This is a genomic window from Jannaschia sp. 2305UL9-9 (assembly GCF_041403465.1).
GTDB lineage: Bacteria > Pseudomonadota > Alphaproteobacteria > Rhodobacterales > Rhodobacteraceae > Jannaschia.
In genome coordinates, this window is sequence record NZ_JBGEHM010000002.1 from 138981 (window position 1) to 152570 (window position 13590).

General features: G+C 66.3%; 15 protein-coding genes. 6 read left to right on the forward strand and 9 right to left on the reverse strand.

Annotation, left to right across the window (positions count from 1 at the left end):
* Positions 1–52 precede the first annotated feature (52 nt).
* The 3 genes from V6N07_RS08480 (at position 53) to msrA (ending at position 3024) form a co-directional block, all read left to right on the forward strand.
* Positions 53–1273, forward strand: a complete 1221-nt coding sequence (locus tag V6N07_RS08480) for an argininosuccinate synthase (RefSeq protein ID WP_371155607.1) — start codon at positions 53–55, stop codon at positions 1271–1273.
* Positions 1274–1277: 4 nt separating this feature from the next.
* Positions 1278–2300 carry an AbrB family transcriptional regulator gene (locus V6N07_RS08485; protein WP_371155608.1) on the forward strand — a complete coding sequence of 341 codons (1023 nt, stop codon included), beginning with the start codon at positions 1278–1280 and terminating at the stop codon, positions 2298–2300.
* Between the two features lie 103 nt (positions 2301–2403).
* Positions 2404–3024 (forward strand): peptide-methionine (S)-S-oxide reductase MsrA, encoded by a 621-nt coding sequence (msrA, locus tag V6N07_RS08490; RefSeq protein ID WP_371155610.1) that lies wholly within the window; start codon positions 2404–2406, stop codon positions 3022–3024.
* Between the two features lie 31 nt (positions 3025–3055).
* On the opposite strand, the gene V6N07_RS08495 is transcribed toward msrA, so the two are convergent.
* Positions 3056–3379, reverse strand: coding sequence for an HNH endonuclease (locus tag V6N07_RS08495; RefSeq protein ID WP_371155611.1), 324 nt, complete (start codon positions 3377–3379; stop codon positions 3056–3058).
* A 9-nt stretch (positions 3380–3388) separates the two neighbouring features.
* Here V6N07_RS08495 and V6N07_RS08500 point away from each other — a divergent pair, with 9 nt between their 5' ends.
* Positions 3389–4543 (forward strand): TIGR03862 family flavoprotein, encoded by a 1155-nt coding sequence (locus V6N07_RS08500; protein WP_371155613.1) that lies wholly within the window; start codon positions 3389–3391, stop codon positions 4541–4543.
* Here the strand turns inward: V6N07_RS08500 and V6N07_RS08505 are convergent.
* The 7 genes from V6N07_RS08505 to V6N07_RS08535 all read right to left on the reverse strand — a co-directional run bounded on the left by V6N07_RS08505 (position 4528) and on the right by V6N07_RS08535 (position 11111).
* Complete coding sequence (locus V6N07_RS08505; RefSeq protein WP_371155615.1) at positions 4528–5268, reverse strand: hydroxypyruvate isomerase family protein; 741 nt, start codon at positions 5266–5268, stop codon at positions 4528–4530. The genes V6N07_RS08500 and V6N07_RS08505 overlap by 16 nt on opposite strands.
* Entirely contained in the window at positions 5265–5906 is a 642-nt protein-coding gene (locus V6N07_RS08510; protein ID WP_371155616.1) for an aldolase, read from the reverse strand. Before V6N07_RS08510 ends, V6N07_RS08505 begins: the two co-directional genes overlap by 4 nt.
* The gene (locus V6N07_RS08515) at positions 5899–6486 is read right to left on the reverse strand and encodes a glutathione S-transferase family protein (RefSeq protein WP_371155617.1); all 588 of its coding nucleotides are present in this window, start codon (positions 6484–6486) and stop codon (positions 5899–5901) included. Before V6N07_RS08515 ends, V6N07_RS08510 begins: the two co-directional genes overlap by 8 nt.
* 41 nt (positions 6487–6527) lie before the next feature.
* Complete coding sequence (holA, locus tag V6N07_RS08520) at positions 6528–7526, reverse strand: DNA polymerase III subunit delta (RefSeq protein ID WP_371155619.1); 999 nt, start codon at positions 7524–7526, stop codon at positions 6528–6530.
* Entirely contained in the window at positions 7523–8005 is a 483-nt protein-coding gene (gene lptE / locus V6N07_RS08525; protein ID WP_371155620.1) for an LPS assembly lipoprotein LptE, read from the reverse strand. The genes holA and lptE overlap by 4 nt, the downstream gene beginning before the upstream one ends.
* Entirely contained in the window at positions 7992–10535 is a 2544-nt protein-coding gene (gene leuS / locus V6N07_RS08530) for a leucine--tRNA ligase (protein ID WP_371155621.1), read from the reverse strand. Before leuS ends, lptE begins: the two co-directional genes overlap by 14 nt.
* Positions 10536–10601: 66 nt before the next feature.
* Positions 10602–11111, reverse strand: coding sequence for a DUF3576 domain-containing protein (locus tag V6N07_RS08535; protein ID WP_371155623.1), 510 nt, complete (start codon positions 11109–11111; stop codon positions 10602–10604).
* Positions 11112–11424: 313 nt separating this feature from the next.
* Here V6N07_RS08535 and V6N07_RS08540 point away from each other — a divergent pair, with 313 nt between their 5' ends.
* Together V6N07_RS08540 and V6N07_RS08545 are read left to right on the forward strand one after the other, a co-directional pair.
* Positions 11425–12381: a porin gene (locus V6N07_RS08540; RefSeq protein ID WP_371155625.1), complete on the forward strand. Its 957-nt coding sequence runs from the start codon at positions 11425–11427 to the stop codon at positions 12379–12381.
* Positions 12382–12476: 95 nt separating this feature from the next.
* Complete coding sequence (locus tag V6N07_RS08545) at positions 12477–13130, forward strand: YggS family pyridoxal phosphate-dependent enzyme (protein WP_371155627.1); 654 nt, start codon at positions 12477–12479, stop codon at positions 13128–13130.
* On the opposite strand, the gene V6N07_RS08550 is transcribed toward V6N07_RS08545, so the two are convergent.
* Entirely contained in the window at positions 13127–13576 is a 450-nt protein-coding gene (locus V6N07_RS08550; RefSeq protein WP_371155629.1) for a L,D-transpeptidase, read from the reverse strand. The genes V6N07_RS08545 and V6N07_RS08550 overlap by 4 nt on opposite strands.
* Positions 13577–13590: the final 14 nt, after the last annotated feature.

Genomic DNA, 13590 nt, shown 5'->3' on the forward strand with positions numbered 1-13590 from the left:
CGGCCTCCTGCGAATGCGCCTACGCCCACGGGCAAACATTCGGAGAGACAAGATGGACGCGCCCAAGAAAGTCGTGCTCGCCTATTCCGGCGGCCTGGACACCTCGATCATCCTCAAGTGGCTTCAGACGGAATACGGCTGCGAAGTCGTGACCTTCACCGCCGACCTCGGCCAGGGCGAGGAGTTGGAGCCCGCCCGCAAGAAGGCCGAGATGATGGGCGCCGCCTCGATCCATATCGAGGATCTGCGCGAGGAATTCGTCCGCGACTTCGTCTTCCCGATGTTCCGCGCAAATGCCCTGTACGAAGGCCTCTACCTTCTGGGCACCTCGATCGCGCGGCCCCTGATTTCCAAGCGCCTCGTGGAAATCGCCGCCGCCGAAGGTGCCGATGCCGTGGCCCATGGCGCGACCGGCAAGGGCAATGACCAGGTCCGGTTCGAACTGGCCGCCTATGCCCTGAACCCCGACATCAAGGTCATCGCGCCCTGGCGCCTGTGGGATCTGACCTCCCGCACGAAGCTGATCGAATTCGCCGAACAGCACCAGATCCCCGTCGCCAAGGACAAGCGCGGCGAAGCGCCCTTCTCGGTCGATGCGAACCTTCTGCACACCTCCTCCGAAGGCAAGGTGCTGGAGGATCCGGCCGAGGAAGCGCCTGATTACGTCCTGCAACGCACCACCCGTCCCGAGGATGCCCCCGACACCCCCGAGATGGTCGAGATCACCTTCAAGGCAGGTGACCCGGTCGCCATCAACGGCGTCGACATGACCCCCGCCGAGATCCTGACCAAGCTGAACGAGCTGGGCGGCAAGCACGGCTGCGGCATCCTCGACCTGGTCGAAAACCGCTTCGTCGGCATGAAGTCTCGCGGCATCTACGAGACACCCGGCGGCACCCTCCTGCTTGAGGCGCACCGCGGCATCGAACAGATCACGCTGGACGCCGGTGCAGGTCACCTCAAGGACAGCATCATGCCCCGCTACGCGGAGCTGATCTACAACGGCTTCTGGTTCAGCCCCGAACGCGAGATGCTGCAGGCGCTGATCGACAAGTCGCAGGAGCACGTCTCGGGCACCGTTCGCCTCAAGCTTTACAAGGGCAGCGCGCGCACCGTGGCCCGCTGGTCGGACCATTCGCTCTACTCCGAGGCGCATGTCACCTTCGAGGAGGACGCCGGCGCCTACGACCAACGCGACGCCAAGGGGTTCATCCACCTCAACGCCCTGCGCCTGAAGCTGGTCGCCAACCGCAACAAGCGGATCAAGGGCTGACCCCTTGACCCAGGCCCCCCGTATCGCCCTGACCTTCGCCGTCGGTGCGGCGGGGGCCTTGGTGTTCCAATACGCGGGCCTGCCCCTGCCCTTTCTGCTGGGGCCGATGCTGGCCTGCCTCGTGGCGGCCCTGCTGGGTATGCAACTGGCGACCTGGACGCCCCTGACCGACACGATGCGCACGATCCTCGGGGTCGCGGTCGGCACGGCGATCACCCCGGCGGTGATGGGGCGCATGGGCGAGATGGCCCTGTCGCTGGCCCTCGTGCCGCTGTTCCTGCTGGTCTGCGGTGTTGCGGGCTATCCGTTCCTGCGCCGCGTCGCGGGCTTTGACGCGCCGACCGCCTTCTATTCGGCCATGCCCGGCGGATTGCAGGACATGCTCCTTTTCGGAGAGGAGGCGGGCGGCGATCCGCGCGCCATGTCCCTGCTGCACGCGACGCGCATCCTGCTGATCGTGACGATCCTGCCACTGATCCTGTGGCTGTGGTGGGGCATCGACCTGACCGCCCCGCCGGGCGCACCCGCCGCCTCGCTGCCGGTGTGGGAAATGGCGCTGATGGCCGTCGCGGGCATCGCCGGATGGCGCATCGCCAAGCGGGTGGGGATGTTCGGCGCCTCGATCCTCGGGCCGCTGATCCTCGCCGCCATACTCAGCCTCACGGGCGTCATCACCCACCGCCCCCCGGCCGAGGCGATCATGGCGGCGCAGTTCTTCATCGGCATGGTCGTCGGCGTCAAATACACCGGCATCACACTGGCCGAGGTGCGGCGCATCCTGACGGCAGGGCTGGGGCACGCCGCGATCCTCGGCGTCATTGCCGCCATCTTCGCCGAAATCGCCGTCTGGTTCGGCCTTGCCCCCCCGCTCGAGGCGATCCTCGCCTTCGCACCCGGCGGACAGGCCGAGATGGCCGTCCTCGCCATCGTGGCGGGCGCGGACCTTGCCTATATCATCACCCACCACGTGCTGCGTATCGTGATCGTCATCGTCGGGGCGCCCCTCGTCTTCCGCTTCCTGCGCTGATCCGTCACCGTCCCGTGATTTGGCCCCGTCGCCGTCCTGTCCTAGGTATCGGTCAAGCCGAGAGGGATTGGCCCCTCCGCATCGATCAGACCGGAGCCGTTTCATGAAGACATTCGCCATCGCCGCCGCCTTTCTGTGCCTGACGACGCAGGCCCAGGCACAGCAGCAGACTGCCCTCGTGGCGGGTGGCTGTTTCTGGTGCGTCGAAGCCGACTTCGAATCGGTCGACGGTGTCGGGGACGCCATCTCGGGCTTTACCGGCGGCACCACGGAAGACCCGGTCTACCGCCGCTCGGGCGATCATATCGAGGCGGTGCAGATCCCGTTCGATCCGGCCCAGGTCTCCTACCGCAGGTTGATGGACCTGTTCTTCCGTTCCATCGATCCGCTCGACGCCGGGGGGCAATTCTGCGACCGTGGCCTTGAATACACGACGGCCATCTGGGTCGACGGCCCGGAACAACGCGCCGCGGCCGAGGCCGCGAAGGCCGCCGCTGAGGCCGAGTTGGGGCAGACGATCGTCACCCCCATCTACGACGCGGGGGTCTTCTATCCGGTCGATGACTACCATCAGGATTACTACAAATCGGACGACCGGCTTGGCGTGACCTCGGTCGGCGTGTTCGTGACCAAGGCCGACGCCTACAAACGCTATCGCAATGGATGCGGTCGCGACGCCCGCGTGCAGGCAATCTGGGGCGACGCCGCCCCCTTCGTGAAATAGGCGGTCTGCCCGACGCAGATCATGCGGCCCGCTACCGTCGATTGCGCCATCCCCGACGCCCATGCGGCGTGGGGGAATGAAAGTCGGCGGGGCGTTTGGACACCCATTTGACGAATTTCGCCAACCGAGGATGAGAGCGCAGCGCTTCGGGCGTGTTCCAGAGGCGCGCCAGCTCCGCCTCGGAGGCGGTGACGTGGATCTCGTTGTGACAGATCTGATGCATCAGGACCGTCGGCCCGCCCTTGCCGCCCCGCAACTTCGGCACGAGATGATGCAGGCTCTGCGGTGTGCCCGGCAGGATGGGGCGCAGGCACAGGGCGCAAAGGGGGTGGTCGGGAGTCTCGCTGTCTGACATGCCCGAAGGATGGATCAGTCAGTCCCCAAATCAACCGTCGCCGTGATCGGCGCAGGGCCGGCCGGCCTGATGGCGGCCGAGGCAGCATCGATGGCGGGCGCCCGCGTCACGATCTACGACCAGATGCCGAGCCCCGCGCGCAAGTTCCTGATGGCGGGAAAATCCGGACTGAACATCACGCATACGGACCCGGACGTCACCGCGCCCTATGATTGCCCCCGCCTGCAACCCATGATCGCCGCCTTCGGACCGAAAGCGATCCGCGACTGGATGCACGATCTGGATCAGCCGTCCTTTGTCGGGTCGACCGGACGGGTTTTCCCCGAAGCGATGAAGGCCTCGCCGCTGCTGCGTGCATGGTTGTCACGGCTGGACGCGGCGGGCGTGACGTTGATCCGCCGGGCACGTTGGTGCGGATGGGACGGCGCGGACCTGATGTTTGCCGATGGCACCCGCACCGCACCCGATGCGACCGTCCTGGCGATGGGCGGCGCATCCTGGCGGCGGCTTGGGTCGGACGGCGCCTGGGCCGCACGGATGCCGGAACTGACGACGCCGTTCCGCCCATCGAACGTGGGCTTCGTTGTTTGGTGGTCCGACCACATGACCCGCCATTTCGGCACCCCCCTCAAGAACGCGGGCCTGATCGTCGGCGGCCATGCACACAGGGGGGAGGTGGTGATCTCCGCCTCGGGGATCGAAGGCGGGGGCCTGTATCCCCTGACGCCCGCGCTGCGCGATGGCGCACCCCTCGCGCTGGACCTGAAGCCGGACCTGTCGGTGGAGGAGATCCGCGAACGCCTTGCGGGTCAGAAAAAACAGAGCCTGCCCAATACCCTGCGGCGTGCCCTGCGATTCACGCCGCTTCAGGTGGCCCTGTTGCAGGAATTCGGCCGCCCCCTGCCGGACGATCTTGCACCGCTGATCAAGCATCTGCCCGTGCCCCTGTCAGGCCCGCGCGACATCGATCAGGCGATCTCTACGGCTGGTGGCCTCAGGTGGGACACGGTCGACGACGACCTGATGCTGCACGACCGTCCCGGCACCTTTGCCGCCGGCGAGATGCTGGACTGGGAGGCGCCGACGGGCGGTTGGCTGCTGACGGCGTGCCTTGCCACCGGGCGTTGGGCCGGCAAGGCAGCCGCGGCCTACAGCGCGCGGTAGCCCGCCATCCATCCCAGCGTCGCATCCGTATCGCCGCCGGGTTTGTATTCCGCACCGAACGGTGCGTCCCAACCCAATGCGGGCAGCAGCCGGTCGAAGGCGATCTCTCCCTCATCGGGTCGCCCGCGCGCAGGCACGCCCGCGAACTGGACGTGGCCGACGATGTCCTTCAATCCGGTGAACAGGCGCGTCAGATCGCCTTCCATGATCTGAGCGTGGTAGCAGTCGAACATCAGTTTCAGGTTCGGGCGGTCCACGGCGGCGATGATCTCGGCGGCCTGACCGGTCGTGGTCAGGAAATAGCCCGGCGCATCGAAGCGGTTGAGCGGTTCAATCAGGATCGTCAGGTCCGGCGCGGCATCACAGGCATGGGTCAGTGCCGCGCGGAACACGGCATCCGCGTCGCGGCCTTCGGCGAACCCGGCCATGACATGCACCGCCCCTGCGTCGATGGCACGGGCATAGGCGATCGCCTCATCGATGGAGGCGCGGGCCGCGTCCTCCTGCCCCGGTATGGCACAAAGGCCGTTCGTCTCGCCCTTGCGGGTATTCAACCCAAGGCACGGCAGCCCTGTCTCGGCCAGGGCGGCCTGCACATCGGCGACGGGCGTGTCATAGGGCCAGTGCATCTCGACCGCGTCGAATCCTGCCGCCTTTGCTGCGCGGATCGCATCGGGAAGGGACCGATCAGCCCAGAGAAATCCAAGGTTCGCCGATAGCTTCATCCGTCCCACTCCACATCGAATTGCGTCACCAACCGGGAAACCTGTTCCCCGGTCAAACCACGCGGGCCCAACCCTCGCGTCATCAGCGTCAGCTGGGCGGTGGCCTCCAACTCCTCGATGGCGTTGCAGGCGGCCTCCACGTCCTTGCCCGCCACGACCGGCCCGTGATTGGCCAGCATCACCGCGCTGCGCTTGCCCGCCAGACCGCGCACCGCCTGACCCATCGCCGGATCGCCCGGCATGAAATACGGCAGCAGGGTCACGCGACCCAGCTGCATCACGGCATAGGGCGTCAGGGGCGGCAGGAAATCCTCGCCCGGTTCGCTGATGAGGGACAGCGCAACGGAATGGCACGCATGCAGGTGCACCACCGCGCCCGCCGCGCGCGTGTCGTAGAACGCCGTATGCAGCGGCATCTCCTTGGTCGGCTTGTCGCCGCCGACGTGCCGGCCATCGGCGTCGAACCGGGCCAGGCGGGCCGGATCCAGACGCCCGAACGAGGTGCCTGTCGGCGACACCAGCAGCCCCCCGTCCTCGCATCTGGCGGAAATGTTGCCCGTCGATCCATGCGTCAGCCCCCGCTCATAGAGGGACCGGGCCATCATGCAGATCTGTTCGCGCAGCTGAGCTTCAGTCATGGGCCACCGCCCGGCGGAACGCCGGTCGCGATCGCATCAGGGTCATATGCGCCCGCAGCCCGTCCGGCAGATCGAACCTGAGCCCAGCCGCCCAACCGCAACAATGGCTGAGCAGGAAATCGGGGATCACCGGGTCTGCCCCCGTCAGATACGGACCGTCGCCCAGAAGATCCGCGATCGCGGCCGCGTTCCTGTCCCATTGCCAACGCAGGCTGTCCTTCACGGCCGCCACGCGCTGCGCCTCCGGCAGGATGAAGGAATGCTTGGCATAGTCCCACAGGACGGCGTCCAGCATCTCGTTGATGGAGTTGGTCAGACCGTCCTGCACGCCCCGCGCATAGCTGCCGGCGGGATGGGTGAACCGCCCTGCCCGGTCGGCCAGCAGTGTCATCTGCGCGACCGAGTCAAAGACCGGCCCCTCAGGCGTGACCAGAACCGGCACCTTGCCCAAGGCGGAGACGGCAAAGGCCTCGGGCGATCGGGGGGCCGTCGTGATCCACTCGAACGACGCTTCCAGTTCCTCGAGCAGCCAGAGTGGCCGCATCGCCCGACTTTTGACCTGTCCGTACAACTTGTACATTTGCGGGCTCCCTGGATCTTCGTTCCGTATTCCGGGCGCCTTCAGCTGCGCGCCATCATCGCAAGCCGGATAAGCGCCCGTTCCATGACGGCCATCTGAGGGGCCCGCGACGCGGAACGCAAGGTCAGGTCGGTATCCATCAGCAAAGCCAGCGCCTGTTCCAGCTTGCGTGCGCCCCAGCCCCGCACCTGCCTTTCCATTGCATCGCGGCGCGGACCATACACCGGCGGGCGCAATCCGCCGACCCCGCCGGCCACGGCCGCTGCGTGCAGCTGCTGGAAGTGGCGTGTCGTGAAAATGACAAGGGTGACCGCGGCCACCCCCTGCCCGCCCAGACGCTGCATCAGGGGTCCAATCGCCCCGGCATTGCCATCGGCGGCGGCGGCGATCACCTGATCCGTCTCGGCGTCGATGGTGGCGGGCGCCATCAGGGTGACATCATCGGCCGCAACCTCAGCCCCGTTGGCGTAGAGGGCCAGCTTGGTCAGCGTCTGGCGAAAATCCCCCGGATCGAGCTCCTGCGCGAGGGCCTCTATCCCGCGCCGGGCTTCGGTGCTCAGCGACAGGGATTCGGCGGCAATGGCGGCGTCGATCTCCTCGCGACCCATAGGCTCATCATACAGGCCGACGGCCACGGCCTTCGCATGTGCCTCGAAGGCCTTGCGCAGCTTGGACGTCTTCTTGAAAGCGCCCCCCGTGACGACAAGCGTCGCATCCCCCGGCGTCCATGCGTCGAGGGCCGAGATCACGGGCTTGGCCTGCAACTCCGTCACACCGTCGACGAACACGACACGCGGACCGGGAAAGAAGCCCACGGATTTCAGGGCATCGGTGACGGCCGTCGGGTCCGATTTCGCCTCCTGCCCCGACAGGCGGGTCAGACGCATTTCCTCCTCCGCACCGGGACCGACAAGGTTCGCGATCAATTCCTGCCGCTTCAACGCGACCCGCATGGCATCGGCGCCATAGATCAGCGCGGCGGCCGTGCCCGGATCGGGTTTGGCGAAGAACCGCGTGGCCTGCGCCCCGCGCAGATTCATAGGGACGCGGCCTCGGACAAAAGCCGTGTCACGATCGCATCGGCCATGATCACGGCCAGGCGGCGGTTCGCGTCACGCTCCGACTCGAGGGTCGAGATCGTGGAACCGGTGGCCGAATAGCTGGTGAAATTCACCTCGCGCCCGGACAGGACGACATCGTCGCTGCCCAGTGCCGTCAACGTCCAGACAAGCGTGCCTTCGATGTTGAAACGCGTGATGTTGTTGGACCCGTCGATGGCAAGGTCCACCTCCTCGGTCACGAAAGTATACGACAGGTCATATCGCACCGCGGTCGGCAGGCCGAGGCGATCCTCGAACCGCGTGACGAAGGCAAAACCGAAATCGGTATCCGGGTCCATCACCCGCACGGCCCCGCGCAGGGCCGCGCCGCCACCGTCCGGCCCGTAGACGGGCGTGAACCCGCAGGCCGCCAGCGTCGCCGCGGCCCCCGTCAGGACAAGGCGTCTAGACCACGACATTCACGATCCTGCCCGGCACCACGATCAGCTTCTTGGGCGCCGCCCCGTCCAGCAGGCGCGCGACAGTGGCATCGGCCAGCACCAGCGCCTCGATTTCCGGTTTGGGCATGTCCTTTGGGACCGTGATCTCGGACTTCTTCTTGCCGTTGATCTGGATCGGCAGGGTAACGGTGTCGTCCACCAGCAGGGCCGGATCGGCCACGGGCCAGGGCGCGTTCACCACGAAGCCCTCGCCACCCATCATCTGCCAGATCTCTTCTGCCAGATGGGGGGTCATCGGCGCCATCAGCTGTGCCAGAACACGCATTGCGGCGCGGCGCGCATCGGCACCGGCGTCCGATTTGTGCAGCGTGTTGGTGAACTCGTAGAGCTTCGCGACCGACTTGTTGAAGGCGAAGCCCTCGACACCGTCGGTGACCTCCTGAATGGCGCGCGCGGTCGCCTTTTCGAGCGCGGCATCGTCGCCGTTCGCGGGCCGGTCGGCGCGTTCGATATCGCGGGCCAGACGGTGGACACGGGCAAGGTGCTTGGCCGTCGCCTCGGCACCCGAGGCCGTCCATTCCACGTCACGCTCCGGCGGGCTGTCGGACAGGACGAACCAGCGTGCGGTGTCTGCGCCATAGGTGGCGATGATGTCCATCGGGTCCACGACGTTCTTCTTGGACTTCGACATCTTGACCGGAGGCGTGATGGTGATCGCCTCACCGGTGGCGCGCACCGTCTTCGTCTCGAGGTCCACGTCCTCGGGCAGGTGATAGACCGGGCGGCCCTTGTCGTCGGTGGTCGAATAGATCGCGTGCGTGACCATGCCTTGCGTGAACAGCGCGTCGAAGGGTTCCTCGGTGCCCTGCGGCAGGTGCCCGGTCTTGCCCATCGCGCGGGCGAAGAAGCGCGAATACAGCAAATGCAGGATCGCGTGCTCCACCCCCCCGATGTACTGATCGACGTTCATCCAGTAGGCGGCGTCGTCGATGTCGGTCGGCGTGTCCGCGCGGGGTGCCGTGAAACGGGCGTAATACCACGAGCTGTCGACGAAGGTGTCCATCGTGTCGGTCTCGCGCCGCGCGGGCTTGCCGCACTTCGGACAGGCCGTGTCGCGCCAAGTCGGGTGCCGGTCCAGCGGGTTGCCGGGCACATCGAAGGTGACGTCGTCGGGCAACTTCACCGGCAGGTTTTCCTTGGCCTCGGGGACCACGCCGCAGGCCTCGCAATGCACGACGGGAATGGGACAGCCCCAGTAGCGTTGCCGCGACAGGCCCCAGTCGCGCAGGCGATACTGCGTCTTGCCGGTACCGATACCCTTCGCCTCGGCCCAGTCGATGGTGGCGTCGATCGCCTCCTGCCCCGTGGCCTCGGTGATGCCGGCGGGCTGATCGATCCAGCGGACCTTTTCGGTCTTGGGCGGCACGAAGGCGGTATCGGTCACGCGGGTGTCGTCGTCCAGCCCCACGAATGTGTCGGTGACGGACAGGTCGTATTTGCGCGCGAAATCGAGGTCGCGCTGATCGTGGGCGGGGCAGCCGAAGATCGCGCCGGTGCCGTAATCCATCAGGACGAAGTTCGCGACCCAGACCGGCAAGGTGCCGCCCAGCGGGTTGTCGACTGTCAGACCGGTGTCGAAGCCACGCTTCTCGGCCTTTTCCAGGGCTTCCTCGGTGGTGCCGCCCTTGCGGACGTCCACGGCGAAGGCGGCCAGATCGGAGTTTTCGGCGGCCAGCGCCTTGGCCAGCGGATGCTCCGGCGCGATGGCAATGAAGGAAGCACCGCGCAGGGTGTCGGGGCGGGTGGTATAGATGTCGATGCCGTCATGACCATGTGCAGGCGCGGTCAGGGCGAAGGTCATCTGCAACCCGCGCGACTTGCCGATCCAGTTTTCCTGCATCAGGCGGACCTTTTCGGGCCAATGCTCCAACCCCTTGAGGCCTTCCAGCAAATCCTCGGCCATGTCGCTGATGGCGAAGGCCCATTGCGTCAGTTCGCGGCGCTCCACCTCCGCGCCGGAGCGCCAGCCCTTGCCGTCGATCACCTGTTCGTTGGCCAGAACCGTCATGTCGACCGGGTCCCAGTTGACGATGGCCGGCTTGCGGTAAACCAGCCCGGCCTCCAGCATGTCGAGGAACAGCGCCTGCTGCTGGCCGTAGTATTCGGGATCGCAGGTGGCGAATTCGCGCGACCAGTCGATCGACAGGCCCAGCGGCTTCATCTGGCCGCGCATCACGTCGATGTTGTCATAGGTCCACTGCTTGGGGTGCCCGCCGCTCGCCATGGCGGCGTTCTCGGCGGGCATCCCGAAGGCATCCCACCCCATCGGGTGCAGTACGCTGAACCCGCATGACATCTTGTAGCGCGCGATGACGTCGCCCATCGTGTAGTTGCGCACGTGGCCGATATGGATGCGCCCCGACGGATAGGGAAACATCTCGAGCACGTAGTACTTGGGGCTGTCCGACCGCTTGGCGCGAAACAGGTCGGCCTCATCCCAGGCCTTCTGCCATTTCGGTTCGGTATCGGCGGCGTCGTAACGGCTCATGTCATGTCCCGGCGTGGTCTGTGGCCGCCGGGATGGGCCCGAACGGCAATATGGAGTGTCTGCTGATCAGCGCTGGCTGTCGCCGATGCGCAATTGACGCGCGCGTGTCAGGATCGCGTCTTCGATGGCGCGCTGTGTCTCGCGGCTTGCGGTGCCGCCCCGGGTGCGCAGGGCAACGTTCAGCGACCGGGCATCCAAGGCAGGGTCCTTGATGAACACGGTCGCCTGATAGGCACGCCCGCCGCCCGGAGGTATGCCGTATCCGAACTGGATCACGCCCGAGAACGGATCGGCGTTCTGCACCGGCATGAAGGACAGCACGTCGAGCGAGGCCGCCCAGAGGTACTTGTTGACCTCCAGCGTGGTATTCGGGTCATCCACGTTCTGGAACAGGTCGAAGAACGAGGAGGTGTTGGAATTCGCGCGACGGTCGCGGGCAATCGTGGCGGGGTTCACCTGGGCGTCGATCTGTTCCTGCCGCGTCTTGCCGAAGAAGGTGCCGTCGCCCGAACAGGAGGCGAGGACGCCCAGTGCCAAGATCGCCGCGATGGCGCGAAGTCCCGTCCCTGCCCGCATGTCCACACTCCCTCTATATACTGTCGCCCGCATGTGCTGGCCCTGCCTATCCCAAGCCCTGCCCGCGTCACAAGGCCCACCGTGCCCCGCGCACCACGTCCCGCCCGCCCTTTTCCACAGGCGTGGCGGCAACACAGTGAGGCGCGAACGGGGCAGCCATGACCCCACTGTGGCAAGAGTGCACCGCTGATGGGGCGAAAACCGGGGGAGGGGCGGGGCCTTTCTTGCGACACCACGCCCAATGAGTGAAACGACTTCCACGCCCTCTGCGATTCCCGTGGGGGACACGATCTTCGAAACACGAGGGAAAACCATGAAATCCATTCTCTTCGCATCTACCGCTCTGGTTGCCTTCGCTGGCGCCGCTGCGGCACAAGGCGTCGCCCTGTCCGGTTCGGCCGAAATGGGCATCATCAACGCCGACGCCGGCGCAAGTGACAACCCGACCGGTGGCGACACCGAGTTCCACACGGACATCGACGTCACGTTCACCATGTCCGGTGAAACCGACAATGGCCTGACCTTCGGTGCCACCGTTGATCTGGACGAGTCGAACGACAACGACGCGTTCAACTCGCGCACGCAGGGCGGTGAGACGATCTTCATCTCCGGCAACTTCGGCACGCTGACCATGGGCGACACCGACGGTGCGTTCGACTGGGCGATGACGGAAGTCAACTTCAACTCCGGTTCGATCAACGACGACGAAACCACCCACGCTGGTTTCTCGGGCAACTCCGGCCTCGACGGCACCTACGACGGTCAGATCGCGCGTTACGACTACGCAATCGGCGGTCTGGGCTTCGCGATCTCCGCTGAGCTGGACGACACCGACTCGGCTGCCAACGACGAAGTTCTCGGCCTTGGTTTCACCTACGGCATCGACCTCGGTGGCACGACCGTCAACCTCGGCCTGGGTTACCAGACCACGCAGGTTGCCAACGTCGACCGTGACATCGTCGGTGTGTCCGCGAACGCTTCGTTCGGTTCCATCACCGCCGGCATCAACTACTCGCAGCTGGAAATCGGCGCTGCCGAAGTTGACCACGTTGCAGTTGGCCTCGGCTACTCCTCGGGCCCGCTGTCGCTGAACATCAACTACGGTGACTACGACCGTGGCGCGGCTGCTCTCGATTCCGACGGCTTCGGTCTGTCCGCAGGTTACGACCTGGGTGGCGGCGCCGCGATCCAGTTCGGCTACGGCACGGGTGAAGTCGGCAACGCCGGTTCCAACTCGTCCTACTCGCTGGGTGTGAGCATGTCCTTCTAATCCAACCGGATTAGTCTGATACGAGAGAGCGGGCCTTGTGCCCGCTCTTTTCGTTTGGGCATAACGTGGCGACCCCAGCGCCCGAGGCCCGTCCCATGTCCCTGACCGCCATCACCGACCGCATCGCCGCCGCCTGCGCCGCCGCCGGGCGCGCGCCGGACAGTGTCCGCCTGATCGCCGTCTCGAAGGTGCAGCCCCCCGAACGTGTCGAAGCCGTGATTGCCGCCGGCCACCGCTGTTTCGGCGAAAACCGCGTGCAGGAAGCGCAGGGCAAGTGGCCCGCATGGCAGAATGCGACGCCCGGGATCGAACTTCACCTGCTCGGCCCGCTGCAATCCAACAAGGTGCGCCCGGCGGTAGAACTGTTCGACGCGATCCATTCCCTCGACCGCCTGAAACTGGCGCAGCGTATTGCCGACCTCGCGCAGCAGGTCGGCCGCGCGCCGGGCCTGTTCGTCCAGGTGAACACGGGGGACGAGACGCAGAAAGCCGGCATCTCGGCGAATGAGGTCGATGCCTTCGTGCGGGACGTCACCGCGCTGGATCTGCCGGTGGCGGGGTTGATGTGCATCCCACCGGCCGATCAGGACCCCGTCCCCCATTTCGACCTGCTGGCCGACCTTGCCGCGCGCAACGGCCTGACCGGCCTCAGCATGGGGATGAGCGCGGATTTCGAGGCCGCGATCGCCCGCGGCGCGACCCATGTGCGCGTCGGCTCCGCCATCTTCGGGGCGCGGGTGCCCGGCTAGGTCACGATCAGGCGTGTGCCGAAGGTGATGCGCCGCGCGATCCAGCGCAGGTGCACGGGGTCGAACGCCACGCACCCTTCGGTCGGAAAACCGGGCCTGCGCCAACGGTGCAGGAAAATCGCCGACCCCGCCCCCCGTTCCGCACGGGGCCAGTTCCAGTCGGTCAGGATCACGAGGTCGTACAAGGGATCTGCCCGCGCCAACCGCTCCGCCGAGGCCGCGAACGGCGCGCGCACCATCAAATTGTAGTCCTCATGCGCCGGATCATCGCACCAAAGGTCGCCGGGTCGGATCGGCACCGCCCAATCCGCAGGGCGCGCCATCCGGTCCGGACGATACAGCATCCCCACGATCCGGTGAACGCCGCGCGGCGTCGCGCCGTCGCCTTCGCGCTTGTCGCGCCGAACGCCACCGCGCCCAATCGTGCACGGAAAATCTCGCCCCATGAAACGCACGCCCA